The 26946-nt window shown below is 59.5% G+C and carries 30 protein-coding genes; 19 read left to right on the top strand and 11 right to left on the bottom strand.

What is annotated here, in order from left to right; translation table 11 throughout:
- Nucleotides 1-2 precede the first annotated feature (2 nt).
- Entirely contained in the window at nucleotides 3-947 is a 945-nt protein-coding gene (locus AC07VO_RS16370) for an alpha/beta hydrolase (RefSeq protein WP_018926457.1), read from the bottom strand.
- A gap of 233 nt (nucleotides 948-1180) precedes the next feature.
- On the opposite strand from AC07VO_RS16370, the gene fadD2 reads away from it, so the two are divergent.
- Nucleotides 1181-2869, top strand: a complete 1689-nt coding sequence (gene fadD2 / locus AC07VO_RS16365; protein ID WP_064616391.1) for a long-chain-fatty-acid--CoA ligase FadD2 — start codon at nucleotides 1181-1183, stop codon at nucleotides 2867-2869.
- A 376-nt stretch (nucleotides 2870-3245) separates the two neighbouring features.
- The gene (gene fadD1 / locus AC07VO_RS16360; protein ID WP_018926455.1) at nucleotides 3246-4946 is read left to right on the top strand and encodes a long-chain-fatty-acid--CoA ligase FadD1; all 1701 of its coding nucleotides are present in this window, start codon (nucleotides 3246-3248) and stop codon (nucleotides 4944-4946) included.
- A gap of 217 nt (nucleotides 4947-5163) precedes the next feature.
- Here fadD1 and AC07VO_RS16355 read toward each other — a convergent pair whose 3' ends face one another.
- On the bottom strand, nucleotides 5164-5541 hold the full coding sequence (locus AC07VO_RS16355; RefSeq protein ID WP_018926454.1) for a hypothetical protein: 378 nt from the start codon (nucleotides 5539-5541) through the stop codon (nucleotides 5164-5166).
- 201 nt (nucleotides 5542-5742) lie between these two features.
- Here AC07VO_RS16355 and AC07VO_RS16350 point away from each other — a divergent pair, with 201 nt between their 5' ends.
- The 3 genes from AC07VO_RS16350 (at nucleotide 5743) to def (ending at nucleotide 7580) form a co-directional block, all read left to right on the top strand.
- Nucleotides 5743-5934: a CsbD family protein gene (locus AC07VO_RS16350; protein WP_018926453.1), complete on the top strand. Its 192-nt coding sequence runs from the start codon at nucleotides 5743-5745 to the stop codon at nucleotides 5932-5934.
- A 165-nt stretch (nucleotides 5935-6099) separates the two neighbouring features.
- Nucleotides 6100-7044: a YihY/virulence factor BrkB family protein gene (locus AC07VO_RS16345; protein ID WP_018926452.1), complete on the top strand. Its 945-nt coding sequence runs from the start codon at nucleotides 6100-6102 to the stop codon at nucleotides 7042-7044.
- Entirely contained in the window at nucleotides 7041-7580 is a 540-nt protein-coding gene (def, locus tag AC07VO_RS16340) for a peptide deformylase (RefSeq protein WP_018926451.1), read from the top strand. Before AC07VO_RS16345 ends, def begins: the two co-directional genes overlap by 4 nt.
- Nucleotides 7581-7599: 19 nt before the next feature.
- On the opposite strand, the gene AC07VO_RS16335 is transcribed toward def, so the two are convergent.
- Complete coding sequence (locus tag AC07VO_RS16335) at nucleotides 7600-8019, bottom strand: GNAT family N-acetyltransferase (RefSeq protein WP_018926450.1); 420 nt, start codon at nucleotides 8017-8019, stop codon at nucleotides 7600-7602.
- Between the two features lie 340 nt (nucleotides 8020-8359).
- Between AC07VO_RS16335 and AC07VO_RS16330 the strand changes: the two genes are divergently transcribed.
- The 4 genes from AC07VO_RS16330 (at nucleotide 8360) to AC07VO_RS16315 (ending at nucleotide 11822) form a co-directional block, all read left to right on the top strand.
- Complete coding sequence (locus AC07VO_RS16330) at nucleotides 8360-9301, top strand: fatty acid desaturase (protein ID WP_064616395.1); 942 nt, start codon at nucleotides 8360-8362, stop codon at nucleotides 9299-9301.
- A gap of 24 nt (nucleotides 9302-9325) precedes the next feature.
- Nucleotides 9326-10117, top strand: coding sequence for a phosphate/phosphite/phosphonate ABC transporter substrate-binding protein (locus tag AC07VO_RS16325; protein WP_018926447.1), 792 nt, complete (start codon nucleotides 9326-9328; stop codon nucleotides 10115-10117).
- A 131-nt stretch (nucleotides 10118-10248) separates the two neighbouring features.
- Nucleotides 10249-10812: a sigma-70 family RNA polymerase sigma factor gene (locus tag AC07VO_RS16320; protein ID WP_192379714.1), complete on the top strand. Its 564-nt coding sequence runs from the start codon at nucleotides 10249-10251 to the stop codon at nucleotides 10810-10812.
- The gene (locus tag AC07VO_RS16315; RefSeq protein ID WP_495007611.1) at nucleotides 10809-11822 is read left to right on the top strand and encodes an ABC transporter substrate-binding protein; all 1014 of its coding nucleotides are present in this window, start codon (nucleotides 10809-10811) and stop codon (nucleotides 11820-11822) included. The genes AC07VO_RS16320 and AC07VO_RS16315 overlap by 4 nt, the downstream gene beginning before the upstream one ends.
- A gap of 57 nt (nucleotides 11823-11879) precedes the next feature.
- Here AC07VO_RS16315 and gstA read toward each other — a convergent pair whose 3' ends face one another.
- A complete protein-coding gene (gene gstA / locus AC07VO_RS16310; RefSeq protein ID WP_192351725.1) occupies nucleotides 11880-12482 on the bottom strand; it encodes a glutathione transferase GstA in 603 nt (200 codons plus the stop codon).
- 99 nt (nucleotides 12483-12581) lie between these two features.
- Between gstA and AC07VO_RS16305 the strand changes: the two genes are divergently transcribed.
- Complete coding sequence (locus AC07VO_RS16305; RefSeq protein WP_018926443.1) at nucleotides 12582-13481, top strand: LysR family transcriptional regulator; 900 nt, start codon at nucleotides 12582-12584, stop codon at nucleotides 13479-13481.
- Between the two features lie 98 nt (nucleotides 13482-13579).
- Here AC07VO_RS16305 and AC07VO_RS16300 read toward each other — a convergent pair whose 3' ends face one another.
- The 3 genes from AC07VO_RS16300 to gntR form a co-directional block, all read right to left on the bottom strand.
- Nucleotides 13580-14323, bottom strand: coding sequence for an NAD-dependent epimerase/dehydratase family protein (locus AC07VO_RS16300; protein WP_495007610.1), 744 nt, complete (start codon nucleotides 14321-14323; stop codon nucleotides 13580-13582).
- A 43-nt stretch (nucleotides 14324-14366) separates the two neighbouring features.
- Entirely contained in the window at nucleotides 14367-14999 is a 633-nt protein-coding gene (locus tag AC07VO_RS16295; RefSeq protein ID WP_018926441.1) for a glutathione S-transferase family protein, read from the bottom strand.
- Between the two features lie 64 nt (nucleotides 15000-15063).
- A complete protein-coding gene (gntR, locus tag AC07VO_RS16290) occupies nucleotides 15064-16095 on the bottom strand; it encodes an HTH-type transcriptional regulator GntR (RefSeq protein ID WP_018926440.1) in 1032 nt (343 codons plus the stop codon).
- A gap of 215 nt (nucleotides 16096-16310) precedes the next feature.
- Between gntR and AC07VO_RS16285 the strand changes: the two genes are divergently transcribed.
- Nucleotides 16311-16844 (top strand): gluconokinase, encoded by a 534-nt coding sequence (locus AC07VO_RS16285; protein WP_495007609.1) that lies wholly within the window; start codon nucleotides 16311-16313, stop codon nucleotides 16842-16844.
- An 81-nt stretch (nucleotides 16845-16925) separates the two neighbouring features.
- On the top strand, nucleotides 16926-18278 hold the full coding sequence (locus AC07VO_RS16280) for a GntP family permease (RefSeq protein ID WP_018926438.1): 1353 nt from the start codon (nucleotides 16926-16928) through the stop codon (nucleotides 18276-18278).
- Between the two features lie 242 nt (nucleotides 18279-18520).
- Here AC07VO_RS16280 and alaC read toward each other — a convergent pair whose 3' ends face one another.
- A complete protein-coding gene (gene alaC, locus AC07VO_RS16275; protein WP_018926437.1) occupies nucleotides 18521-19738 on the bottom strand; it encodes an alanine transaminase in 1218 nt (405 codons plus the stop codon).
- A gap of 139 nt (nucleotides 19739-19877) precedes the next feature.
- Here alaC and AC07VO_RS16270 point away from each other — a divergent pair, with 139 nt between their 5' ends.
- The 3 genes from AC07VO_RS16270 (at nucleotide 19878) to AC07VO_RS16260 (ending at nucleotide 21907) form a co-directional block, all read left to right on the top strand.
- Nucleotides 19878-20540 (top strand): LysE family translocator, encoded by a 663-nt coding sequence (locus AC07VO_RS16270; RefSeq protein ID WP_064616407.1) that lies wholly within the window; start codon nucleotides 19878-19880, stop codon nucleotides 20538-20540.
- Between the two features lie 69 nt (nucleotides 20541-20609).
- Nucleotides 20610-21095, top strand: coding sequence for a GyrI-like domain-containing protein (locus AC07VO_RS16265; RefSeq protein ID WP_064616409.1), 486 nt, complete (start codon nucleotides 20610-20612; stop codon nucleotides 21093-21095).
- A gap of 323 nt (nucleotides 21096-21418) precedes the next feature.
- Complete coding sequence (locus tag AC07VO_RS16260) at nucleotides 21419-21907, top strand: GNAT family N-acetyltransferase (protein WP_018926433.1); 489 nt, start codon at nucleotides 21419-21421, stop codon at nucleotides 21905-21907.
- Nucleotides 21908-21946: 39 nt separating this feature from the next.
- Here the strand turns inward: AC07VO_RS16260 and AC07VO_RS16255 are convergent, their stop codons facing one another.
- Complete coding sequence (locus AC07VO_RS16255) at nucleotides 21947-22552, bottom strand: pyridoxamine 5'-phosphate oxidase family protein (RefSeq protein WP_007934805.1); 606 nt, start codon at nucleotides 22550-22552, stop codon at nucleotides 21947-21949.
- Nucleotides 22553-22571: 19 nt separating this feature from the next.
- Nucleotides 22572-23057: a GNAT family N-acetyltransferase gene (locus AC07VO_RS16250; RefSeq protein WP_495007608.1), complete on the bottom strand. Its 486-nt coding sequence runs from the start codon at nucleotides 23055-23057 to the stop codon at nucleotides 22572-22574.
- Nucleotides 23058-23196: 139 nt separating this feature from the next.
- On the opposite strand from AC07VO_RS16250, the gene AC07VO_RS16245 reads away from it, so the two are divergent.
- From AC07VO_RS16245 to AC07VO_RS16235, 3 genes are all read left to right on the top strand, one after another.
- Nucleotides 23197-23622, top strand: coding sequence for a YybH family protein (locus tag AC07VO_RS16245; RefSeq protein ID WP_018926431.1), 426 nt, complete (start codon nucleotides 23197-23199; stop codon nucleotides 23620-23622).
- A 98-nt stretch (nucleotides 23623-23720) separates the two neighbouring features.
- Nucleotides 23721-24065, top strand: a complete 345-nt coding sequence (locus AC07VO_RS16240; protein ID WP_019651728.1) for a YciI family protein — start codon at nucleotides 23721-23723, stop codon at nucleotides 24063-24065.
- Nucleotides 24066-24141: 76 nt separating this feature from the next.
- Nucleotides 24142-25377, top strand: coding sequence for an RNA polymerase sigma factor (locus AC07VO_RS16235; RefSeq protein WP_495007607.1), 1236 nt, complete (start codon nucleotides 24142-24144; stop codon nucleotides 25375-25377).
- A gap of 123 nt (nucleotides 25378-25500) precedes the next feature.
- On the opposite strand, the gene AC07VO_RS16230 is transcribed toward AC07VO_RS16235, so the two are convergent.
- Nucleotides 25501-26355 (bottom strand): LysR family transcriptional regulator, encoded by an 855-nt coding sequence (locus AC07VO_RS16230; RefSeq protein WP_018926428.1) that lies wholly within the window; start codon nucleotides 26353-26355, stop codon nucleotides 25501-25503.
- An 89-nt stretch (nucleotides 26356-26444) separates the two neighbouring features.
- Here AC07VO_RS16230 and AC07VO_RS16225 point away from each other — a divergent pair, with 89 nt between their 5' ends.
- Complete coding sequence (locus tag AC07VO_RS16225; protein ID WP_086944527.1) at nucleotides 26445-26885, top strand: multidrug/biocide efflux PACE transporter; 441 nt, start codon at nucleotides 26445-26447, stop codon at nucleotides 26883-26885.
- Nucleotides 26886-26946 lie beyond the last annotated feature (61 nt).

The raw sequence follows: 26946 nt of genomic DNA, 5'->3' as shown, positions 1-26946 counted from the left end.
AACTATTCGGCTCTGGGTGGCCGGCGGTTGCTCAAGGCCTGGGCGATCCAGTTCAGCACGTCGGCAGTCACTTCATCGCGATTGCTCTCATTGAACAGTTCGTGCCGGGCCTGCGGGTAAATATTCAAGTGCAGGCTCTGGCAGCCAGCGTCGCGCAGGGCGTGGGCCAGATCTTTCAGACGTTTGCCTTCGCTCACCGGATCACATTCGCCGCCAATTACCAGCAGCGGCAGGCCCGGATCGATCTGGGCGAGATTGGACGCTTTGCTGATTTGCTGCAAGCCGCCGAGCAAATCGATCCATAGCTGATTGGTGCAGCGAAAGCCGCAGAGCGGGTCGTTGGCGTACTTGTCGACCTCGGCCGGGTCGCGGCTCAGCCAGTCAAACGAGGTGCGAGCTGGCTTGAACTTCTTGTTGAACGAGCCGAACGACAGCCATTCGATCAATGCACTGCGACCCTTGGGGCCCTGGCGCAGGCGTTCGAGACGAGCAATCTGCCGCGCTGCGCGATAGAGCGCCACGGGCTGGAAGTTCGAGCCGCTGAGAATCGCCCCGTGCAGGCTGGCGCTGTGGTGCAGCAAGTAAGCCTGGGCGATGTAGCTGCCCATGCTGTGGCCCAACAGCACGATTGGCACGCCGGGATGCTGTTGGCCGATATGTTGGTTGAGGCAGGCGAGGTCACCGACCACTTTGCCCCAGCCATCGCTGTCGGCGAAGTGGCCCAGGGTGCCGTTTTCAGCGGTTTTGCCATGTCCACGCAGGTCCGGTGCGTAAACACCGTAGCCCTGTTCGCAGAGCTTTTCTGCCAGGCGAGCGTAGCGACCGCTGTGTTCCGCCATGCCATGGGCCAGCAGGATCACGGCTTTGAGCGGTGCAGTCGGCAGCCACTGGTTGACGAAGAGGCGGCTGCGGTCGCTCGCGGTCAGCCAGAAAGTGTCATGGATCATGGCGATTCCTTTGCATGGGACTGCATGCGGCATGGGCGTCGTTGCATTGTATAGCGCATCCCGCGCGCGCCGTCTGATCAGGCAGCGCCGGGGCAGCAAGATTCACGGGATCAATGAGGACTGTGCGCATATTTGCCTGATTCACCATAGCTGCTAGTGTCCGGGAAGCACCGCTTTTCAGAAGTGATAGAAAAAGCGGCCCCGGATAGATTCAGGTAATGAGGACAAGAACAATGCAACCTGATTTCTGGAATGACAAACGCCCGGCCGGCGTGCCCCTGGATATCGACCTTGGGGCCTATAAGTCGGTGATCGAGGTGTTCGAGCGTTCCTGCAAGAAATTTGCTGACCGCCCGGCATTCAGCAACATGGGCGTGACCCTGACCTACGCTGAACTGGAACGTTACAGCGCTGCGTTCGCCGGTTACCTGCAAGCCCACACCGACCTGGTGCCGGGGGATCGCATCGCGGTGCAGATGCCCAACGTCCTGCATTACCCGATTGCCGTGTTTGGCGCCCTGCGTGCCGGGCTGATCGTGGTCAACACCAACCCGCTGTACACCGCGCGGGAGATGCGTCATCAGTTCAAGGACTCCGGTGCCCGGGCTCTGGTGTACCTGAACGTGTTTGGACAGAAGGTCCAGGAAGTGTTGCCCGACACTGACATCCAATACCTGATCGAAGCGAAGATGGGCGACCTGATGCCCACCGCCAAGGGCTGGCTGATCAATACCGTGGTCGCCAAGGTCAAGAAAATGGTCCCGGACTATTCACTGCCCCGGGCCATCTCCTTCAAGAGCGCGCTACGTCTGGGCCGGGGCCTGGGCATCAAACCGCTGAACGTCGGTCTCGACGACATCGCCGTGTTGCAATACACCGGCGGCACCACCGGGCTGGCCAAGGGTGCGATGCTGACCCACGGCAACCTGGTGGCGAACATGCAGCAGGCGCGGGCATGCCTCAGTCAGTTGGGTGCCGACGGTCAGCCGCTGCTGCGCGAAGGCCAGGAAGTGATGATTGCGCCGCTGCCGCTGTACCACATCTATGCCTTCACGGCGAACTGCATGTGCATGATGGTGACCGGCAACCACAACGTGCTGATCACCAACCCACGGGACATCAAGGGCTTCATCAAGGAGCTGAAGAACTGGCGGTTCTCGGCGCTGCTTGGGCTCAACACGCTGTTCGTCGCGCTGATGGACCATCCCGACTTCAAGACCCTGGATTGCTCCAGTCTCAAACTCACCAACTCCGGCGGCACGGCGCTGGTCAAGGCCACCGCCGAGCGCTGGGAACAGCTCACCGGTTGCCGGATCACCGAAGGTTACGGCCTGACCGAAACCTCGCCGGTGGCCTGCACCAACCCTTACGGCGACAAATCGCGCATCGGCACGGTCGGCCTGCCGGTGCCGGGCACGACCCTGAAAGTGATCAACGACGAAGGCGTCGAGCAGCCGCTGGGCGAACGTGGCGAACTGTGCATCAAGGGCCCGCAGATCATGAAGGGCTACTGGCAGAAACCCGAAGCCACCGCCGAAGTGCTGGATGCTGATGGCTGGTTCAAGTCGGGCGACATCGGGGTGATCGACCCGGATGGTTTCGTGCGTATTGTCGATCGTAAGAAAGACATGATCATCGTCTCGGGCTTCAACGTGTACCCGAACGAGATCGAAGACGTGGTGATGGCCCACCCGAAAGTCGCCAACTGTGCGGTGATCGGCGTGCCGGACGAGCGTTCGGGGGAGGCGGTGAAACTGTTTGTGGTGGCCCGTGAGTCGGGGGTCAGCCTTGAAGAGCTGAAGGCTTACTGCAAGGAAAACTTCACGGCGTACAAAGTGCCCAAGCACATCGTGTTGCGTGAGTCGTTGCCGATGACGCCGGTGGGCAAGATTTTGCGGCGGGAGTTGCGGGATATCGCATAACGTTTGAAGCTGCGCTACGCGCATTCGCGGGCAAGCCTCGCTCCTACAGTGGATTTGTGTCGCCCTATCGGGTGATCGACAAAAAACCGTAGGAGCGAGGCTTGCCCGCGAAGCTTTTAAGGCTATAAGCCGCGAATTCAGCGGCTTTCAGGGTGATATAGGATTTTTGCTCTAAAATGACCGCTTGCCATTCTTGAGTCACTAAAGTGACTGTAGGGGGCTATTTAGGCTCTAGTCGGCCCTTGGCAAAGCTGCTACTCTCGGCGCGCTTTGTGACTTCTCGGCCTATGTAAAGCCAGATTCACCAATAGACAAACACCAATAATAATCGCATCAAATGCGGTGTTGAATTCGCGTTGCTGAGGAGTGGGCTTCCATGATCGAAGACTTTTGGAAGGATAAGTACCCAGCTGGAATTGCTGCCGAGATCAATCCAGACGAGTACCCGAATATTCAGGCAGTGTTGAAGCAATCCTGCCAACGCTTCGCTGACAAACCGGCATTCAGCAACCTAGGCAAGACAATCACCTACGGTGAGCTGTACGAATTGTCCGGTGCCTTTGCCGCTTACCTGCAACAGCATACCGATTTGCAGCCGGGCGATCGAATCGCCGTGCAATTGCCCAACGTGTTGCAGTACCCGGTCGCCGTCTTCGGTGCCATCCGCGCCGGGCTGATCGTGGTCAACACCAACCCGCTGTACACCGCGCGGGAAATGGAACACCAATTCAACGACTCCGGTGCCAAAGCCCTGGTCTGCCTGGCCAACATGGCGCATCTGGCACAGACCGTCGTGCCGAAAACCGGCGTCAAGCACGTGATCGTCACTGAAGTGGCCGACCTGCTGCCGCCGCTCAAGCGTCTGCTGATCAACAGCGTCATCAAGTACGTGAAGAAGATGGTCCCGGCGTATCACTTGCCCAAGGCCATCAAATTCAACGATGTGTTGAGCAAAGGCCATGGCCAGCCAGTGGTTGAAGCCAACCCGGCCAGCAGCGACGTGGCGGTGCTGCAATACACCGGCGGCACCACCGGCGTGGCCAAGGGCGCGATGCTGACCCACCGCAACCTGGTGGCGAACATGCTGCAGTGCAAGGCGCTGATGGGCTCCAACCTCAACGAAGGTTGCGAGATCCTGATCACGCCGCTGCCGCTGTACCACATCTATGCCTTCACCTTTCATTGCATGGCGATGATGCTGATCGGCAACCACAACATCCTGATCAGTAACCCGCGCGACTTGCCGGCGATGGTCAAGGAACTGTCGAAGTGGAAGTTCAGCGGTTTCGTCGGCTTGAACACATTGTTCGTCGCGTTGTGCAACAACGAAGCGTTCCGCAAGCTGGATTTCTCGAACCTGAAAATCACCTTGTCCGGCGGCATGGCCTTGCAGCTGGCCGCGGCTGAACGTTGGAAAGCGGTCACCGGCTGCCCGATCTGCGAAGGTTACGGCATGACCGAAACCAGCCCGGTGGCTACGGTGAACCCGAGCCAGAACATCCAGATCGGCACCATCGGTATTCCGGTGCCGTCGACCCGGTGCAAAGTCATCGACGATGCCGGCGTTGAGCAGCCGTTGGGCGGCATCGGTGAACTGTGTGTGAAAGGTCCGCAAGTCATGAAGGGCTACTGGCAGCGTCAGGAAGCCACCGATGAAATACTCGACAGCGAAGGCTGGTTGAAGACCGGTGATATCGCACTGATTCAGCCCGATGGCTACATGCGCATTGTCGATCGCAAGAAAGACATGATCCTGGTCTCCGGTTTCAACGTGTACCCCAACGAACTGGAAGATGTGCTGGCGACCCTGCCGGGCGTGCTGCAATGCGCGGCCATCGGCGTGCCGGACGAGAAGTCGGGGGAGGCGATCAAGATCTTCATCGTTGCCAAACCGGGCGTGACCCTGACCAAGGAACAGGTGATGGAGCACATGCGCGCCAACGTCACCGGCTACAAGGTGCCCAAAGCCGTGGAGTTCCGCGACGCGCTGCCAACTACCAACGTCGGCAAGATCCTGCGCCGCGAGTTGCGCGACGAAGAGCTGAAAAAGCTGGGCGTGAAGAAAGTCAGCGCCTGATTAAACAAAAAGCCCCGCAGATGCGGGGCTTTTTGTTTAAAGCGGTATCAAAAGCGCTTTTGTGGCGAGGGAGCTTGCTCCCGCTCGGCTGCGCAGCAGTCGCAAAAGCAGCCAGCGGCCTGATCAGGTGAATCGAGGTACCTGATTTAGGGGCGCTACGCACCCCAGCGGGAGCAAGCTCCCTCGCCACAGGGGACTCTTTGATGGCTTGAGAGGATTACTGGCGGAACTGCGCGAAATTGACGTTGGTGCCCGCCGGACGCATGTCCTGCAGGTACGAGTCCTTGTCGGCGCTCAGTTCCAGGCTCAATGCAGCCTTGCGTTTACCCTGGTTGCGCACCACCAGGCCTTCCAGCTTCTCGCGCAGGAACACCGTCGGCACTTTCAGGTGCAGCAGTTCGTCGGTGTCCGGGGTGTGCATCAGCAAGTGAATCCATTCGTACTGACCAATGGCCAGCCGCGCGACCGGAATATCGAACCAGAAAATGTTGCGGTTACGGTTCAATTCGGTGAAATGGCAGTTGTTGACGCCAAGCACGGCACCGCCAAGTTCCTGGTTTCTGCGGGCAATGGCCTGCTTTTTATCGAGTTTCATAACGTTCCTACGGGATTGGATCTTCAGCGCCATGGCCTGAATACGTTGCGCATTCTCGGGGCAAAGCCTGCAAACATAAAGCCTAACCTGCCTGGGGCGATGAAATGTTCTGTTGGGAAATAAATGAAACTCTGCGCAAAGGCTTTCGGTCCACCCTTATGTAACGACTTTCCCCGTTGAAATGTTCTCAGGAGACATACCATGAGCAGCACTGGCGATAAAGTTAAAGGCATGGCAAACGAAGCGGTCGGCAACGTCAAGCAAGGCGTCGGCAAGGCCACCGGTAATGACAAAATGCGCGCCGAAGGCGTCAGGCAGGAACAGAAAGGCGAAGCCCAGCAAGCGATCGGTAAGGTCAAGGATGCTCTTAAAAAAGGTATCGACAAGGCGTAACCCGGCCTTTGACGAGTAACACAAACGGCCATCCGCGGATGGCCGTTTTTGTGTCAGCTTGAACTTGAGCAAGGAAATTGTTTCAAAGTCGCCAAGTAGGCTACTTTGTTGTAGAAAACGGCCCCTGAGTCGCCATGACTTCAACTTTTTTGCGGCGAGACGCTAATGTTTTTCCCGACCATGAAAGGTCTGCCCCTGCATCGCGTGATGATGCGCACGGTCACCGAGTTCGTCGCCGACGAGATGTCGACCTATGCCTCGGCGCTCGCCTATCAGATGCTGTTCTCGCTGTTCCCTTTCATCCTGTTCCTGATTGCCCTGATCGGCTTCCTGCACTTGCCGGACTTCTTCTCCTGGCTGCGCCTGCAATCGGAACTGGTGCTGCCGCCCCAGGCGCTGGAGCAGGTGAACCCGGTGATCGACCAGCTCCAGCAATCCAAGGGTGGTTTGCTCTCGGTGGGTATTGTGATCGCCCTGTGGACCGCGTCCGCTGGTGTGCGGCTGATGATGAGTGCGATGAACGCCGCGTACGACGTGGTTGAAGGCCGTCCGGTGTGGAAGCGTTTTCCGCTGTCGATTTTCTACACCATCGGCATTGCCGGCATGCTGCTGGCCGCCGCTGCGCTGATGGTGCTCGGGCCGCAGGTGATGGCCTGGATCGCTTCGCAAGTGGGCCTTGAAGATTTCATTGTGACCGTCTGGACCATCGCGCGCTGGCCGGTGATCGTGATTCTATTGATGATGGCAGTGGCGCTGATTTACTACGTCATGCCCGACGTCAAACAAGAGTTTCGCTTCATCACCCCGGGTGCGGTGTTGTCCGTGGTGGTCTGGATCGTCGCTTCGCTGGGCTTCGGTCTGTACGTCAAAACCTTCGCCAACTACAACGCCATGTATGGCAGTATCGGCGCGATCATCGTGTTGTTGCTGTACTTCTATATTTCCGCCGCGGTGCTGCTGCTCGGTGCGGAAATGAACGCGGTGATCGAGCACATGTCATCCGAAGGCAAGAAACCCGGTGAAAAGGTGCACGAAGAACCCAAACAGCATGTCTCAGGACTGGGGCGAGATCACTCAATCCAGCCGACCACTGACGAAGTCATAAAATGATCCGTGAAATTCTGAAAATGGGCGATGAACGCCTGCTGCGCATCGCTCCGCCGGTGCCGGCGGAAATGTTCGACAGCCCCGAATTGTGGCAACTGATCGATGACATGTTCCAGACCATGGAAAGCGTCGGCGGGGTCGGCCTGGCCGCGCCGCAGATCGGTGTCGACCTGCAACTGGTGATCTTCGGTTTCGAGCACAGCGAGCGCTATCCGGACGCCGAAGCGGTGCCGCAGACAATTCTGATCAATCCGCTGATCACGCCCTTGAGCCCGACCCTCGAAGAGGGTTTCGAAGGCTGCCTGTCGGTGCCGGGCCTGCGTGGGGCGGTGGATCGCTATCAGCAGATTCGCTATGAAGGCTTTGATCCCAAGGGCGAGCCGATCGTGCGCATTGCCTCGGGATTTCATGCACGGGTGGTGCAGCATGAATGCGATCACCTGATCGGCCGGTTATACCCCTCGCGCATCACAGACTTCAGCAAGTTCGGGTTTACCGAAGTGATGTTCCCGGACCTTGATCCTGCGGCGGACGATTGAATCGCTAAAGGATCGCTGTTCATGCCGAACCTGGTTGCAAACCCATGGCAATCATCGGTTTGCTGCGCGCATAACGGCTCAACCGTTCGGCCAGGGCGTAGGGCAGGGGCGGGTCGAAGGTAAAACCACGACGCTCATAAAAGCCACGCAAATCCGGATGGCAGAACAGCCAGACCGGCTCTTCAAGGTGCTTGACGGCGTGGGCGATCAACGTCGCGGCGATTCCTTGTTCGCGACAGCTCGGGTCGACAAACAGCCCGGTCAGCCAATGCCCGCCGGCCACCGGCCGCAAACACAGCGCCGCGATGATCTCTTCACGTCTTGCGACCCACAATTGAGCGTCTCGCACCGCTTTCATCGACGATTGGTGGGCGCGGTAAAACTTGTTCATCAACGGCCATAATGGCTCGTCGAGCAAGGTGTACTGGGTGTTGGGCATGGGCTCGGACAGTCGGTGGGCAGGGCACAGATTATAAAAGAACACGCGCGCCGGGATAGGTGTATACCTGATCTCACATCCCCTGTTAGTGGAGTACGCATCATGTCCAAAGGTATGGAATCAAAGAAAGCCGCGAAGAAAAAACCGGCGAAAACCGCAATTGAAAAACGCGCGGACAAGAAAGCCAAGAAGGTGAATGTGTTCGGCCACTGATCCCGCGTCCATGGAGCCCGAGTCCTCGGGCTCCTGTTTTTTGCGTCTATCGAAATAACCAAACAATCTGCAAGAAATCCCGGCGCCGTTGCACAGAGGGGGATTGGTTCCCGTTCTGAGCAAAGCCATGCCCCATTACTTTGACGCTGCCCATCGTGAAGAAATCGAAACCCTGCGCCAACGTTTCACCGCTCGCACCGAGTGGCCGACTTGGCTGTTGCTGATCGGCGTTTACGTCGGCTGGTTCAGTATTGTGCTGGGCAGTGCCCGGTTGGGGCTCTGGTGGAGCACGTTGTTGCTGATTCCACTGCTGGTGTTGTGGTTGTCGGTGCAGCACGAATTGCTGCACGGCCATCCCACCCGTTGGCCAATGCTGAATAAAGTCCTCGGTTATGCGCCGTTTGCGGTCTGGTATCCCTACACCTTGTACCGCGACAGCCATTTGCTGCATCACCGCGACGAAGACCTGACCATCCCAGGTAGCGACCCGGAAAGCCGTTACCTGAGCGCTGAACAGTGGCAGCGCAGTTCGCTGTTCGAACAGGGCCTGCACTGGCTGAACAAAACCGTGCTGGGGCGCTTGGCCCTCGGTGCGCCACTGGCCTTGCTGGCGCTGGCGCGGGAGGAGCTGCAACGGCTGAAAACGGGTGAGCGCCAAGCCTGGTTGATGTGGCTGAGCCATGGTGCGCTGACGCTGCTGATGCTGGCGTTCATCGCGCGCTACAGCGTGCTGCCGGTTTGGTATTACCTGTTGCTGATCAGCGTGCCGGCGCTGTCGATTGCAATGATTCGCTCCTACTATGAACACCGTCCGCATACACAACCGGAGCAACGCACCGTCATCAATGAAGCAGGGTGGCCGTGGCGCTGGCTGTTCCTGAATCTCAATCTGCACCTGGTGCACCATGACTTGCCGGGGTTGCCCTGGTACGACTTGCCACGGGTGTACCGCGCGCATCGCGATCAATGGCTGGCGCGCAGTGGCGGGTTTCTGGTGCGGGGTTATGGCCAGTGGGTGCGTTGGCACGGGGTGAGGGCGATTGACAGTCCGCGGCATCCGTTTCATTGATTTTCACTGGTGAAGAAATATTCGATGACACAACACCTTGCTGAATTACTGATGTACGTCGCTCCCGAGCCGATCCACCAAGCCAACGAGCGTTGGCTGTCGCAGATACTCGAACAGCTCGGCAGCACCCGCCTTGATGCCGAAGAACTGTCGCTGATGGACCTTTGGCTATCCCCGCACCTGCTGCTGACCCAAACCTGTGGTTACCCGTTGATGACAGCCTTGCGCGGTCGCGTCCGGGTCATTGGTCGTCCTCGTTATGAACTGCCGGACAGCAGCGGCGGCAACCATTGCAGCCTGTTGCTGACTCGCGCCGATGATCCTCGAAGAACCTTGTCGGCCTTGCGCGGCAGTCGCGGCGTGATCAACGGCGAAGACTCCAACAGTGGCATGAACCTGTTGCGTCACCGACTGGCGCCGTTGCACCGCGACGGGCAGTTTTTTGCCCGTGTCGCCATCAGCGGCAGCCACCGCGAAAGCCTGCGCTGGCTGCGTGACGACCTGGCGGACCTGGCCGCCATCGACAGCGTGACCTTCACCTATCTGGCGCAGCACGCCCAGGCAGAAGTCGCTGGCTTGAGAGTATTGGCGCGCACCGCGTTCAGTCCGACGTTGCCGTACATCGCGGCGGCTGACACCACTGATGTGCAGGCTGAACAGCTTCGACAGGTGATGAACCAGACATTGAAGGAACTGCCCGAGGTCGCCGAGACGTTGGGCCTGCAAGAAGTGTTGCCCGCCAGCGAGAGCGACTATCAGATTATTCTCGATTATCAGCGGGACGCCGAAGCGCTGGGGTATGGGCGGTTGCGATGAGGCTCGTTCATGTAAATTCATTTATGGAATATAAAAATTCATTTTAAGTATTTTTAATGAATAAGGCTCCTTGCTAGGATCGCGCCACCGGATCACCGGACATTCAGCGACCCCTAACCCAAGGAGCCCCTATGTCCGGCGCCGACGTTTCCCATCGCAACGACGTGGGCGGATTGTTCCGCGCCCACTACACCTGGCTGTGCACACGTCTGCGCCGATATCTGGGAACCAGTCCCAGTGTCGAAGACATTGCCGCCGAAACCTTCGTGCAATTGCTCGAGTCGCCAGGCCTGACGCCGATTCGCGAACCCCGCGCCTTACTCACTACCATCGCCCAGCGATTGATTTATCAGCTGTGGCGCCATCGGGATCTGGAACGCCAACACCTCGAGCAGTTACTGCCGACTGATCCGATTGGCGGGCCATCGCCTGAAGACCTGGCGCAGTTCTCCCAGACTCTGAAGCACCTGGATCGAACCCTCGACCGCCTGCCGGGCCAGGTCAGGGCAACGTTTCTGCTGTCGCGAGTCGACGGCCTGACCTACCCACAAATTGCCGCCGAACTGGGCATTTCCCAGCGTTCGGTCAGCGTCTACATGACCCGTTCCCAGGCGCTGTGCACGCTGCACAGCGCCAACGAACCCCTGAACCGAACGTCCTTGAACCGAACACCCCAGACCCGGAGGTCCGCATGAGATCGATCAAAACCCTGCTCGGCAGTTCGCTGCTGGCCCTGAGCCTTGTGGCTGGCCATGTTCCCGCCGCAGAAAAAGCCACACCCATCCATTTCGGCGACATCACCTGGGAAAGCGGCAGCCTGATCACCGAGATCCTGCGGCTGATCGTCGAGAAAGGTTATGGCTACCCAACCGACACCTTGCCCGGCAGCACCGTCAGCCTCGAAGCCGCGTTGGCCAAGAACGACATCCAGGTGATCGGCGAAGAGTGGGCCGGGCGCAGTCCGGCCTGGGTCAAGGCGGCATCGGAGGGCAAAGTGTTTGGTTTGGGCGATACCGTCAAAGGCGCCACCGAAGGCTGGTGGGTGCCGGAATACGTGATCAAGGGCGACCCGGAACGCGGCATTAAACCCTTGGCGCCGGAGCTGAAATCCGTCGCCGACCTGACTCGCTACAAGGACGTATTCCGCGACCCCGAAGACCCAAGCCGCGGACGCTTCCTCAACAGCCCGACCGGCTGGACGTCGGAGATCGTCAACAGCCAGAAACTCAAGGCCTATGACTTGACCGCCAGCTACGTGAACTTCCGCACCGGTTCCGGCGCGGCGCTGGATGCCGAGGTCGCTTCATCGATCCGCCGGGGCAAACCGGTGCTGTTCTACTACTGGTCGCCGACGCCACTGTTGGGCCGCTTCAAATTGGTGAAACTCGAAGAGCCACCGTTCGACGCGCAAGCCTGGAAAACCCTGGCCGATGCCAACCATCCGAACCCCAAGGGCACGCGTTCGATGCCGGCCAGCCTGGCCATCGGCGTGTCGGCACCGTTCAAGGCGCAGTACCCGGACCTGGTGGCGTTCTTCGAAAAGGTCGATTTGCCGATCGATCTGCTGAACCAGACCCTGGGGCAGATGAGCGAAAAACGCCAGCAACCGCGTCAGGTCGCCGAAGCGTTTTTGCGCGATCAGCCGCAAGTGTGGAAGGGCTGGGTGCCGGGTGAGGTGGCGAGCAAAGTGAGTGCGAGTTTGTAGTTCAGCGGTGTTTGATAGATAGCTATCGCGGGCTTGCCCGCGAAGCGATCTAAAGCCTTACACCAACTCCGCCGCCAATGTCGCTTTCACGCTCGGCCGCTGATCAACCCGCGCCTGAAAGCGCGCCAACGCCGGCCAATCATCCAGATCAATCGCAAACAGCCGAGCCCAACGCAACACCGTAAACAGATACGCATCGGCAATGCTGAACCCGCCGGCCATCAAGTAGTCCTGCCGCTCCAGCGTCCGGCTCAACACGGCAAAGCGCTTGAACAGTTTCTCTTTGATGAGCGCCTTCACCTCGTCCGCAAACTGCGGATTGAACAGCCAACCCAGCCCGCCATGAATCTCGGTCGAAACGAAGTTCAGCCATTCCTGTAACCGCACCCGCTCGAACGTTCCGCTCGCCGGTGCCAGGTTTGCCTCCGGGTGCAGATCCGCCAGGTACTGCAGGATCGCCGGGCCTTCGGTCAGCACATCGCCGTTATCCAGCTGCAATGCCGCGACGTAGCCTTTGGGGTTAATGGCGAGGAAGTCATCGCCGGTGACGGTTTTCTTGCTGCTGTTGTCGACGCGGACCAACTCGAACGGCAGCTCCAGTTCGCGCAGCACAATGTGCGGCGCCAATGAGCAGGCTTGCGGGATGTAATACAACTTCATGGGCAGGGCTCTGGTTGCGGATTTGCGCCAGTGTCATAGTGCGCGGCACCCTCGGTAAAATTAATCTTTCAGAAAACTGCCATAAGGAAAGCTACTGCCATGATGAACTTGATGCATTGGCGAATGGTGGTGGCGGTGGCCGATACCGGCAACATTACCCGCGCCGCTGAACGGGTCGGCATAACCCAATCCGGTGCCAGCCAGGCACTGGCCTTGATTGAAGAAACCCTGGGCGTTCAGCTGTTCAGCCGGGAAAACCGCCAGACCTTGCCGACCGCCATCGGCTTGCCGGTGATCGAACAGGCACGAACCATGCTCGGTGCCCTGGAAAACATCCGCAGCACCGTCGACGCCGCTAAAGGCATCCAGCGCGGGACGATTCGTCTGGCCAGTTTCCCTATGGTGCTGACGACGTTCCTGCCGCCACTGTTGCGCCAGTTCAATCGGCTGTATCCCGGCATTCAAGTGGTGGCGCTGGAGGTCAGCGACGATGAAGTGGAAACGTTGCTCAGTGCCGGGTTGGTGGATGTCGGTGTGGCGTTGAACCCGGCACCTGCGCGCAATGCCGGGCGTTTGGGGCGTGATGCCTGGGTGGCGGTTCTGCCCGGTGGCCATCCTTTGGCGCGCCGCTCGAATGAAGAGGGCGTCTCACTGGCGGAACTGGCGGAGCAACCCTTTGTGCTGGCCACGGGCGGGTGTTCGACCAATGCCCGCAGCTTGGCGGCTGATGCCGGGTTGCAACTGCTGGATGTGCGGGCCGAGGTGCGTGAGTGGAGCAGTGCGTTCACCCTGGTGCGGGAAAACATCGGCGTGACCGTGGTGCCGGAAATGACCCTGCCGACTCATCGCCAAGGCTTGCGGATAGTGCCGGTGACGCCGCGCATCGACCGGGAGTTTGCCTTGGTGGTCGCGCCCGACAAAGAACCTTCGGCGGCGGTGCGGGCGCTGCTGAGGATGCTCGCAGAACATCAGTTATCGGCTGATTCGTCCGGGAACTGAAAAGGAGGGCGATCAACCCTTGCCGCCGAGCGGCAGAGGTCGACCGACCTCAGGCTACAGCGCAAGAACCACGTTGCCCGGATTCTGGAGACGCACCGTCAAGGAAACCCAATGGGAATGTCGAACTCCTGAAATGCATCGTCCACCGGCCTATAACCCAACACCCGGGTAGTTTCACTGAGGTCCAGGCGTTTGAAACGGTTATTGGAGATACCGTGGGCGATCAGGTGTTGCACACCTTCGACCTCCACAGAGAGTTGCAGCAACTGCACTGCATCACGAGGGCTGAGCCATGCACTCAGGTCGCGAGCGTTGGTCAATTCGTGACGGTCCGCAAACTCGAAAGCGCCGATGCGTATGGCAATGCTCGAGAGGTTGTGTTTGGCAGCGTAGAACGCACACAAGGCTTCGCCATAACACTTGCTGACGCCATACAGATTGGCCGGCATCACCTGCATGCCCGGTGTGATCTGCCGGTCCACCGGATAGCCCTCGATGGTCTGCGCGCTGCTGGCGAACACCAATCGTTTACAACCCGCAGCCACGGCGGCTTCGAACAGGTAAGTGGTGGCCAGAATATTGTTGGGCAGTAACTCATCGAAAGAGGCGGTGGCGTGAGGGATGCCGGCCAGATGCACAATGACGTCGATGCCTTTCAGCACTTTGCTTATGGCGGTGAGGTCGGACAGGTCCAGGCGTACAAAGCGATGCGGTGCTTCGACATTGAAGTCGGGCTCGATGCGATCCGTCAGCACGAAGGTGTAGCGGTCCTGCGAAGCTTCAAAAAAGGTTTTGCCGATTCTGCCGCAGGCGCCGGTCAGCAGTACGTTGAGTCCGTTCATGGGGTTCTCTTTTTATGGAAGGGCAGAGGGAGCGGGTTTGGCGTTATGGCACGCCGTTGCAGGCGTGTTCCATGAACCCCGGTCGCAATGCCAGTCGTTGGCAATACGCGTCGACGGCGGGATAGTCCGGGCGCTCCATCGGGGTCATCCGCCAGCGGTTGACCGACAAGCCGATGAGGATATCGGCCAGGGTGAACCGAGGTCCGGCGACATACGCACCGGTCGACGCGAGTTGTTGTTCAAGGATGCCCATTTTCGCGTTCCAGCCGCGAACGCCATCGGCGATCCGCTGCGCGTCCTGGAAGTTCGGCAATTGCCGCACCAGCGCAAAAAAGGCGTAGCCCCAGGACGGATTGAGTTCGGTGGCTTGCCAATCCATCCACTGTTCCACGCGAGCGCGCGCCGCCGGCTCGATGGGCAACAGATCGGTGTTTTGGTATTTGCCGGCCAGATAGCGGCAGATGGTGTTGGACTCCCACAGCACGCCGGCTTCGTCGATGAGCACCGGCACCTGTGCGTTAGGGTTGAGCTGGAGAAACTCCGGACTCTGGGTCGAGGCAAAACCGCTGCCCCAGTCTTCCCGTTCGTAGGAAACGCCCAGTTCGTCGCAGGCCCACAGGACCTTTCTGACGTTGATTGACGAGGCCCGACCCAAAATCTTCAGCGCATGTCCCATTGAGCTTCTCCGTTTGCTGTTACAGGTGCCGGGAATCTAGCACGAGCAAAGGGACGATTGCGTATCAGGTGCTCTCGCGCACCTTCAATTCAAACCCCATGTCCTGCACCGGTTTGGCCACCGAATTGCCGGCCATCAAGGTCAGCATCAACTCGGCCGAACGACGGCCAATGGCCTCTCGAGGCGTATTGATGCTACTCAGGCGCGGCACCATGTGTTCGGACATGGGCAGGTCGTTGAAGCCGAGGATCGCCACCTGTTCGGGGATTTTGATGCCGCAGCGCAAGGCTTCGAGCAGTGCGCCCTGGGCCAGGTCGTCGTTGCCGAAGAAGATCGCATCGAGGTCTGGATGCGCAGCCAGCAATTGCAGGAACAGTTCGCCACCGAGTCCGACCGATGAGGCCCGTGGCGTCAACACTTCCAGATCCGGGTCGTAGCGCCCGGCCTTTTGCAGCGCACGACGGAAACCTTCGCCCCGCAGCAACGTGCGCTGATCCAGCTGCGCTCCGATATAAGCCAGGCGTTTGCGACCGCGCGACAGCAAATGCTCGGCCGCCGTTTCGCCGGCGGCCAGTTGCGAAAAACCGACGCAATTGAGTCCCGCCGCACTGTCCAGTTCCATCATGTAGACGCAGGGAATGTTGCTGGCCTCGATCATCCGCCGCGAACTTTCGGTGCGGTCGAAACCGGTCAGCAGCAAGCCGCGCGGCTGATAAGCCATGTAGTTGCGCAGCAGGTTTTCTTCTTCATCGCGCGAGTAATGGAAGTTACCGATCAGCACTTCGAAGCCCTTTGGTCGCAAAACCTGATGAATGGCTTCCAGCGTGTCGATGAACAGCAGGTTGGATAATGACGGTACCAACACCACGACGGAATGGCTCTGCGCCGAGGCCAGAGCGCGGGCGGCGGGGTTGACCACGTAGTTCAACTCGAGGGCAGCCTTCTGGACTTTTTCCACCAGTTCGGTGGCCACCGTGCTGACGCCACGCAGGGCGCGGGAGGCGGTAATCGGGCTGACACCGGCCAGGCGCGCGACTTCGTTGAGGGTAGGACGGCCAGTGGTTCGTGTATTTTTATCGTTTTTAGGGGTATTCATCGGACGGCTTGCCAAACAAAATTCAAGGCACTAAGGTAGCGCTGTCTCGATGCAGCTGCAAATGCGTGAGCGGGGTTTGCCTGATCCTCGCTTTTCGGCATCGAGAACGAACATGCTGCAACCCACAAAAATGACAAGAAGGCGTCGGCAACATCTGCTTTTGCACTAGAGTTTTACGTAGCAAAGGTAGCGCTGTCTGCGCGCTGAGGTGTTACATGAATCATTCCATCACCGCCCTGGTCATCATGGGCGTTGCCGGTTGCGGCAAGACGTGTGTCAGCCAGGCCCTGTGCCAGCTCAGCGGCGCCACCGCCATTGAAGGCGACACTTTTCACCCTGCCGCCAATATCGAAAAGATGAGCGCGGGTATCCCCCTGAACGACGAAGACCGTGCCGGCTGGCTCGACAGCCTGTGCGATGAACTGCGCCGCGTCGACGCCCGTGGCGAGCGCCCGGTGCTGACCTGTTCGGCCCTCAAACACAGTTACCGCGAACGCTTGCGCAGTGCCTTGCCGGGCCTGGGCTTTGTGTTCCTTGAGTTGACCCCTGAAGTCGCCGCCGATCGTGCCTCCCATCGGCCGGGCCACTTCATGCCGTCGACCCTGATCGACAGCCAGTTCGCCACCCTTGAATCGCCCGTTGGTGAGCCCCTGACCCTGGCTCTGGATGCTTCAAGTTACAGCGTCGACGAATTGGCCGCTCAGGCCCACCGTTGGTGGCTCGATCACGGCCTGAAACTCGCCAGTTGAGTTTTGCTGCAAAAGATAGCGCTGTCCTGACGGCTTCTGATTAATCGCTTTAATAACAACAACAAACAGGAGACACCCCCCATGTTTGGCATGTCCCACGAGTCGTTTCTGCTGCTCGATGCAGTGGTCACGGTGATCGGCTTGATTGTCCTGATCACCAAGTTCAAGTTTCACCCGTTCATTGCATTGATCATCGCCGCCGCGTTCCTCGGGCTGACCTCCGGCATGCCGATCGGCACCATCATCAAGGCGTTCCAGGATGGTTTCGGCGGCGTTCTCGGTTTCGTCGGGATCATTCTGGCGCTGGGCACCATGCTCGGCAAAATGATGGCCGAGTCCGGCGGGGCGGATCAGATCGCCCAGACCCTGATTCGGGCCTTCGGCAAGGACAAGGTGCAGTGGGCCATGATGTTCGCGGCCTTCCTGGTCGGCATCCCGCTGTTCTTCGAAATCGGCTTCGTGCTGCTGATCCCGCTGGTGTTCATCGTCGCCCGTCGTACCGGCGTGTCGATCATCAAGATCGGTATCCCGCTGCTGGCCGGTCTGTCCGCCGTGCACGGTCTGGTTCCTCCGCACCCGGGTCCGCTGCTGGCGATCGGCGTGTTCGGTGCCGACATTGGTAAAACCATTCTCTACGGCCTGATCGTTGCGCTGCCGACTGCCATCATCGCCGGTCCGATCTACGGTACGTTCATTGCCAAGCACATTCCCGGTCATCCGAATCAGGAACTGGTGGACCAACTGGCGCGGGAGTCGGATTCCGCCGATCTGCCGAGCTTCGGCATTACCCTGGTCACCGTGCTGTCGCCCGTGTTCCTGATGCTGCTCAAGACCTTTGCCGATGTGGTGCTGCCGGATGGCAACTTCTTCCGCACCTTCATGGACCTGATCGGTCACCCGATCTCGGCCCTCCTGCTGGCATTGCTGCTGTCGCTGTACACCTTCGGCTACAAGCAGGGCATCGGTTCGCAACAGATGCTCAAATGGCTGGACTCGAGCCTTGCGCCGACTGCCGCGATCATCCTGATCATCGGTGCCGGTGGCGGCTTCAAGCAGATGCTGGTGACCAGCGGTGTAGGTGATGTGATCGGTCACATGGCGGTGGCGGCTCAGATCTCGCCGATCCTGCTGGCCTGGCTGGTAGCCGCGGTGATTCGCATCGCAACCGGTTCGGCAACCGTGGCGACCATCACTGGCGCTGGCATCGTGGTGCCGGTAGTGGGGATGATTCCGGGCGTGAACCGTGAGCTGCTGGTACTGGCCACCGGTGCCGGTTCGTTGATCCTGTCCCACGTCAACGACGCCGGTTTCTGGCTGGTGAAGCAGTACTTCAACATGACCGTGGCGGAAACCTTCAAGACCTGGACCGCGATGGAAACCATCCTGTCCGTGGTAGGCCTGGGCTTTATCCTGCTGCTGTCGTTGTTCGTCTGACACAAACGGCCAACACAAAAAAACCGCAGCGATGCGGTTTTTTTGTGGGTGAGATCTAACCCAATGTCGAGCAAGCTTTTTGTGGCGAGGGAGCTTGCTCCCGCTCGGCTGCGTAGCAGTCGTAAATCCGTCCACCGTGTTCTATCTGAAAAAAACATGGTGATTGGTTTTGGGGCCGCTTCGCGCCCCAGCGGGAGCAAGCTCCCTCGCCACAGATGTTTGTTCTCACAGGGTTTTGTGTGTCAGGCGTTGGTTTTGGTGACCAACCCATCCGCCCGGAACATCCCGCGAATCCCGCGTACAGCCTGACGAATCCGGTCCTGGTTTTCGATCAGCGCGAAGCGCACATGATCGTCCCCGTACTCACCAAACCCGACACCCGGCGAGACGCAGACCTTGGCCTCGGCCAGCAGTTTCTTGGCGAATTCCAGCGAGCCCAGGTGTGCATAAGCCTCGGGAATCTTGGCCCAGACATACATCGACGCCTTCGGGTTCTCGACCATCCAGCCCAATTCATGCAAGCCTTTGACCAGCACGTTGCGACGCTGGCGATACTGTTCGGCAATGTCGCGCACGCATTGCTGATCGCCTTCCAGCGCCGCAATGGCCGCGACCTGCAGCGGGGTGAAGGTGCCGTAGTCGTGGTAGCTCTTGATCCGCGCCAGAGCGTTGACCAGCTCCGGGTTACCGACCATGAAGCCGATGCGCCAGCCCGCCATGTTGTAGCTCTTGGACAGGGTGAAAAACTCCACCGCGATGTCCTTGGCGCCGGGCACTTGCATGATCGACGGGGCTTTCCAGCCGTCGTAGACGATGTCGGCGTAGGCCAGGTCGTGCACCACCAGAACGTCGTACTGTTTGGCGAGGGCGATCACCCGCTCGAAGAAGTCCAGCTCCACGCACTGGGCGGTGGGGTTGGACGGAAAGCCCAGGATCATCATTTTCGGTTTCGGGATCGAACCGCGAATCGCCCGTTCCAGCTCGGCGAAGAAATCCACGCCAGGGATCAGCGGCACCGACCGCACCTGGGCGCCGGCAATCACGGCACCGTAGATGTGAATCGGGTAGCTCGGGTTCGGCACCAGCACGGTGTCGCCCTGGTCGAGGGTGGCCAGCATCAAATGCGCCAGGCCTTCCTTGGAACCGATGGTGACGATGGCTTCGTTTTCCGGGTCGATATCAACCTGGTAGCGATCCTTGTACCAATTGGAAATCGCCCGGCGCAGGCGCGGAATCCCTTTGGACGTGGAGTAGCCGTGGGTGTCTTCGCGCTGGGCGACGGTGACCAGTTTTTCGACGATGTGCGGCGGCGTGGCGCCGTCGGGGTTGCCCATGCTCAAGTCGATGATGTCTTCGCCACGACGACGGGCGGCCATCTTCAGCTCGGCAGTGATGTTGAAAACGTAAGGGGGGAGTCGATCTATGCGCGCAAAGCGGCGCGGCGAACCTTGTTCGGCCATTGTTGCCTCGAATAACGTAAGCGCCCGGAACCGTCCGAGCGACGCTGGCCACTGCGGTGGCCTGTGGCGGAATGTAAGGGCAGGTATGGCAAACTGTCCAGCCTCTACGTAAACAATTTTTTCCGAAGGAAACGGGTTGATGGAATTTACCAGTGGCTTCCTGCTCAGCCTTTCGCTGTGCCTGGACATCGGCGTGGCCAATATCGCGATGATCACGCTGGCGATGCAGCGCGGCTATTTCCAGGGTTTTGCCCTGGGGCTGGGGACTTGCGTCGGCGACCTGATTTACGCAGTGCTGGCACTGGCCGGCATGACCGTATTGCTGCAATACGAAACCGTGCGTTGGGTGTTGTGGATCGGCGGGTCGGCGTTGCTGCTGTACTTCGCGGCGAAGATGATTCATTCGGCGATCTACCACAGTGCGGTGTTGGCCGAGACCGCCGACGTTGGCCACAACTCCCATCGCAAAGAGTTCTTGCGGGGGATTTTCCTCGCCATGTCGTCGCCCAGTGCGATTCTCTGGTTCGCCGCGGTGGGCGGCACCCTGATTGCCCGTTCCGGTGGCGGCGGCACCCTCAGCTCGGCGTTGTTTCTCGGTGGATTTCTCTGTGCGGGAATTCTCTGGTGCGTCACGCTGTGCTTTGCGGCGAGCCATGGCGGCAAGCTGCTCGGAGACAAACTGCTGCGTTATTCCTACATGGCATCGGCCGCGATCTTCTGCTATTTCGCGGTGTACGTGATTCTTTCGGGTTACAACGAGTTTATCGGTGCGCCCACCGCCGGGCAGCTTCCGGGGCTCTGACTGGGCGAATCGGGTTTGGCCTCTATACTCCCAGCCGAACCCACTTTTTACGTTCCCAGGAGTCGAGTCATGGATGAGCAAATACGCGATGATCAGGTTGAGCAACGCTTCGAACACGGGCACTTCATGCTCATAGCGGGGCTTGGCGGACGATTTACCCAAGAGACGGCCGGCAAGATTCCCAAGCTCTGGGATAAATTCGTTCCCCACATCGGCAATGTTCCCGGGCAAAAGGGCGAAGTGACCTACGGCGTTTGCTGCAACCCGGATGGCAAGGGCGGTTTCGAATACATCGCCGGTGTCGAGATCAGCAAGCTCGACGACCTGCCCGAGAAATACCGCTGGGTCGAGATTCAGCCCCAGTATTACGCGGTTTTCGAGCACAAGGGCTCGCTGGATACCTTGCCCCAGACCTTTCAGTACATCTGGAACACCTGGTTGCCGCAGTCCGGTCACGAGGCAGCGGATGCCCCGGAGTTCGAACGCTACAGCGAAGACTTCAACCCGAAGCTCAATACCGGCGTGCTGGAAATCTGGCTGCCGATCAAGTCCTGATCACATTTGCAGAGGCGGCTCAACCGGCCGCCTCTGCATGTCCTGCGGGCACTATTTTCCCTTGTTCACCCGTCGCGCCCGCAACAGGTCGATCGCCAAAGAAACGAAGCCGAACGTGCTGATGCCCAACAGCATAAGAAGACCGATTTGGACGCTGCTCATGGTGTATTCCCCTCATGGTGACTAGAGACAGGCAACACAAATAGCCCCGGGCGACGCGCAATGAAAGTGCCTATACGAAGGCTTTACGGCACTTGTCGTGATCGATATGAACACCTTATTAATTTATGATCCCAGCCTTTCCCCGCCGATTCCGAGCTGCCATGAACACCGTCATCCGCCACGTCATTCCCGCTGACCTGGACCGTTGCTACGCCATCGAAACCGTTGCCTACGAAGGCGACGAAGCCGCCACCCGCGAGAAAATCGCCACCCGCATCGCCACTTGGCCCGAGGGCTTCATCGTCGCCGAAGTGGATGGCGTTGTAGCCGGTTTCGTCAATTCCGGTGCGGCGTTCGAGGTGGAAATGTCGGACGAGGCGTTCAAGGAACTGATCGGCCACGACCCGGCCGGCCCGCATGTGGTGATCATGTCGGTGGTGGTGCATCCGGATTATCAGGGGCAAGGCCTGGCAAAACGCTTGATGGGTGAATTCATCCAGCGCATGCGCGCACTGAACAAGGCCAGCATCCACCTGATGTGCAAAGAGCGGCACATTGCGCTGTATGCCGGGTTTGGGTTTGTCTATATCAAGCCTTCGGCGTCCGACCATGGCGGGATGGCGTGGCATGAGATGGTGCTCACCCTCTGATTGATTGTTCCAACGCAGAGCGTGGTAACGACCAATCCTCTAATAGAGACTATCGCGCACCCTGGCCGGTGCTTCCCGGTCATACGTCTCGGCATCGAACTGCCCATCGTTCAGCCGTTTGTGAAACGCGCCGGCGGTCGGCAGGGCAGAGCGGTCGAGGTAGCGCTCGGGGTTCCACAAATCCGAACGAACAATCGCTTTCGAACAATGGAAATACGCCGCTTCCACCGTCACCAGCATTACCGTGCGCGCCGGTTTGCCATTGACGGCAAAACTCTCCAGCAATGCGGGCTCGGCGCTGATCTGCGCCGTGCCGTTGACCCGCAACGTCTCGCCGATCCCCGGAATGATGAACAGCAGTGATACCCGCGAATCGAGCACGACATTGCGCAGTGTGTCGATGCGGTTGTTGCCGGGGCGATCCGGGATCGCCAGCGTGCGCTCATCGATGATCCGCACAAAACCCGGCGTATCGCCGCGCGGTGAGCCGTCCATGCCGTCGGGGCCGACCGAGCTGATAATCACCAGCGGCGAAGCGCGGACCATCGCCTGATAGTCCTCGTTCAAAAACGGGATCTGCTTGCGCACCGCGCGCTCATGGGGCAGGCCGTAGATCGCTTCCAGCGCTTCGATTGAATTCAACATTCGTTCATCCCTCCATGAATCAGAAAACCAGTCCCATCCGTCGTTCGTAACCGATCCGGCCTTTGTACGCTTCGCCGCTGTCGACAAAACCGTATTTGGCATACAGCGCGATGGCCGATTCATTGTCGGCATCCACCGACAACTCCAGCCCCTTGATCTCCGGCCAGGCCTGGCGCGCAACCTCGGGCAGGGCCTGCAGGCAGGCCTTGCCGTAACCTTTGCCCTGGGCGCGGTGATCGACTTGCAGGGCGTGCAGGGTGGCACTGTGTTCGTTAGCCCAGGCCGGCAGCACTGGCGGGCGCTTGAGCAGCAGGAAGGCCACCGGAACCTCTTCGGCCAGCAGGGCAAAGCCTTTGACGCCAGGGCCCGGTTTGGACAGCAAGGTGTGCAATGCACCGTGGATGTCGCCGGAGAATCTGATTTGTTCGGCGTGGATTTCGATGGCCTCGACCTGTTGGCGCTGCAAGGCGTTCAGGCTTTCGTAAGGCACGAGTCGGGCTGTCACTGGAGTGTCCTTTTTCCAACACAAATGAGCCTCGGATTCTAGCGAGTTTGCCTCCATGGATTATTTTTATTTCGGTTGTCGATTTGGCTTTTCGCCAGACGACTAAAGGTGTCTTCAACAAAAAACGTGGAGAACCCTCATGAACGCTCAGACACAAATCCATAACTTGATCGAGAACTACCGTCAGGCGGTCATCGCCAAGGATGTGGAAAAGGTCATGGCCCTGTACGCCGACGACATCGTCTCCTTCGATGCCGTCAAAGCCCTGCAATTCAAGGGCAAGGCGGCCTACCGTGCGCATTGGCAGGAATGCATGGAGATGTGCCCCGGCCCGCATATTTTCGAGTTCCATGAAATCAACGTCGTGCCGTCGCAGGAGATCGCTTTCGCTCACTGGCTGGCGCATTGCGGCGGCACCAATGAAAAGGGTGAAACCCAGGCGTGCTGGATGCGCGTCACCGCGTGCTATCGGCAGGAAGCGGGGCTCTGGCAGATCGTCCACGAACACTGGTCGGCTCCGTTTGACATGACCAGCGGCGCGGCGCTGTTCAACCTGGAACCCTGATGGTCGGGTTGTTTATCGGAAAGCAGCGCCAAAGCGCCAATCGACAGCCATAGTTGATCAGTTCGGTCACGGCAAAGCCGCCTGAAATGGAGAGTCCCATGAAGTATCTATGCCTGGTCTACAGCAACGAGCACGAATTGCACTCGCTGCCCGAAAGCCCCAACGACGCCGAGTGCATGGCCTATGCCGAGTCGATCCAGGGCAGCGGCCGGATGATCGCCGCCGAAGCGCTGGAGTCGGTGCAGACAGCGACCACCGTACGCATGCGCAACGGCAAAATGTCGATCACCGACGGCCCGTTCGCTGAAACCAAGGAGCAGTTGGCCGGCTTCTACCTGATCGATGCCAAGGACCTCAATGAAGCCCTCCAGGTCGCCGGTAACATTCCGGCGGCCCGGGTCGGCTGCGTCGAGGTGCGGCCCGTTCGCCAGTTAAATGTCTGAATAACTATCACAACAGGAGTTCTTTTATGAGTGTGCAATCCGTCCAGCGAAAAATGGCCCCAGGCATGCCGGACTGATGCCGGGCGAATCGGTACGGGCGCAAGTCGAGCAGGTTTACCGCGACGAGTCGCGGCGAATCCTGGCGACCCTGATCCGCTTGCTCGGCGATTTCGATCTCGCCGAAGAAGCGCTGCACGAGGCGTTCTTCGTCGCGGTCGAGCGCTGGCAGCGCGACGGCGTGCCGGACAATCCGCGTACCTGGCTGGTGTCTACTGGCCGTTTCAAGGCCATTGATGTGTTACGCCGGCGCGCGCGTTTTAACGCGTCCCGGCCGTTGTTGATCGCTCAACTGGAGGCGCTGGAACAGGCCGACTGGAGTGACGAAGACGAGGAAGACGATCGCCTGCGCCTGATCTTCACCTGTTGTCACCCGGCACTGGCGGCGGACGCTCAAGTGCCGCTGACCCTGCGTGAAGTCTGCGACCTGACCACGGAAGAAATCGCCCGGGCATTCCTCTCGGCACCGGCCACCATCGCCCAGCGCATCGTGCGCGCCAAGGCCAAGATCCGTGACGCGAAAATCCCATACCAAGTGCCCACCCTGACGGAACTGCCCGAGCGACTCGACAGCGTGTTGCGGGTGATTTACCTGGTGTTCAACGAAGGGTATTCGGCGTCCATCGGCAACGAACTGATCCGTGAAGACCTGACGCGCGAAGCGATTCGTCTCGGTCGGTTGTTGATGGAGCTGTTGCCTGAACCGGAGGTGATGGGGCTGCTGGCGCTGATGCTGTTGCATGAGTCCCGGCGTCCGGCCAGGACCTCCGCGAGCGGTGAGCTGATTGTGCTGGATGAACAGGATCGCTCGTTGTGGAACGCCGAGCTGATTGCCGAAGGCTGCGCCTTGATTGAGCGGGCGTTGACGACACGGCGCTTCGGACCTTATTGCCTGCAAGCGGCGATTGCCGCGGTGCATGCCGAAGCGCCCTCGGCGGCAGAGACGGACTGGGCGCAGATTGTCGGTCTGTACGACGTGCTGCTGCGGGCGGTGCCGTCGCCGGTGATCGAACTGAACCGCGCGGCGGCGCTGTCCAGGCGCGATGGCCCGCAGGCCGGGCTGACGTTGATCGAAGGGATTCTGGCCCGGGGCGAGTTGCTGGATTACCACCTGGCGCATTCGGCACGGGCAGAGTTTTGCCGGCAGTTGGGAAGGGTGGAAGAGGCGCGAGCGGCGTATCAGCGGGCGCTGGAATTGACACAGCAGGTGCCGGAGCGGCGGTTTATCGAGGGACGGCTCCGGGCGTTGGAGTGATGTGATTTCACTGGCCCCATCGCGGGCAAGCCACGCTCCCACAGGATTGTATCGAATCGCAAAGGTGTGATCGCCTCAATCCTGTGGGAGCGTGGCTTGCCCGCGATAAGGTCCGCAGGACCTTCATTCCAGCATCTTGCCCAATAACCAACTCCCCGCTGGCCCCGGCGGGTGCAAACGCGACCACAGCGCATCGACATACACCGGTTTCGGCCAGCCGCGCACTTTCAATTCCACCAACGAACCAGCCCCGAACCGTCCCACCAGCCATCGCGGCAACGGTGCCCAGCCGAACCCGCCCTGGGCCATTTCCAGCAGCATCAGGTAACTTGGCGCCGACCAGACCCGCCCCTTCGCGCGGCTTTCATACGGATTGACGATCGTCGCCAGACGCAGTTCGCGGTGCTGTTGCAGCACGTCCTGATCGATGTCGTTCAGCGTCGCCAATGGGTGCGCGTGGGACACGAACAGGGCGATTTCCGTGCGCTCGTCCACCGTCGAACTGACCAGGTCCGGCGGGTAGCTGTCCTGCATTTCGGCGAAGGCGACGTGCGCGCGGCCGCGTTGTACCAGTGCTACCAGGTCATCGCATTCGGCGATCAGGCATTCAAGTTCCAGGTCCGGGTAACGCTGCTCGAAAGCACTGAGCGCCGCTTCGAAACGGTCGGACTGGTAAGTGTCGGAAATCGCCACGGTCAACTTTGGCTCGATGCCTTGGGACAGTTGGCTGGCGGTCATTTCCAGACGGCTGGTGGCGGCCAGAATCTCCTCGGCCCGTTGCAGCATGACGTGCCCGGCCGGGGTCAGGCTCGGCTTGCGGCTGCTGCGGTCGAAGAGGACAAGGTTCAGGTCGATTTCCAGGCTCGCCACGGCGGCGCTGATGGTCGACTGACTGCGCCCGAGCTTGCGCGCCGCGGCGGAAAACGAGCCTTGGGTCGCGGCCTCTACAAACGCCAGCAACACTTCGTGGGAAGCCATGAACTATCGCCTTGATCGATGGTTATTGGTTATGAAGTATCGGTTCGATGGCAGATCATGGCAACCACAGTCACTCAGGGAGTCTGGCCATGAACGCCAACAAATCCATCACTGAACGCATCTTCCAGGCCATCGGTTTCGAGCTGCTGGCCGTTTTGATCTGTACCCCACTGCTGGCCTGGATCATGGACAAACCCATGTTGGAAATGGGCGTGGCAACCGTGGCGATTGCAGCCCTTGCCCTGGCCTGGAACGTGGTCTTCAACGGCCTGTTCGACCGCTTGCTCAAGCGCTTCGCCATTGTGCGTAACGCTTGGGTGCGCGTGGTGCATGCGCTGTTGTTCGAAGGCGGGCTGGTGGCGTTTGGGGTGCCGTTGATTGCCTGGTGGCTGAAGATCAGCCTGTGGCAGGCGTTCCTGCTGGACATTGGCGTGCTGCTGTTTTTCCTGCCGTACACCTACGTGTACCACTGGGGTTACGACGTGGTGCGGGAGCGGCTATTACTGCGCAGGGCTTGCGAAGGCTATTGAATGACCTGTAGGAGCGAGGCTTGCCTGCGAAAGCGGTTTCACAGTCAGAGTCATCGTTGAA

It is taken from the genome of Pseudomonas sp. GW821-FHT03E01 (assembly GCF_059420765.1).
Note: the sequence above shows the minus strand (reverse complement) of the source record. Positions and strands in the feature narration are given on the sequence as shown.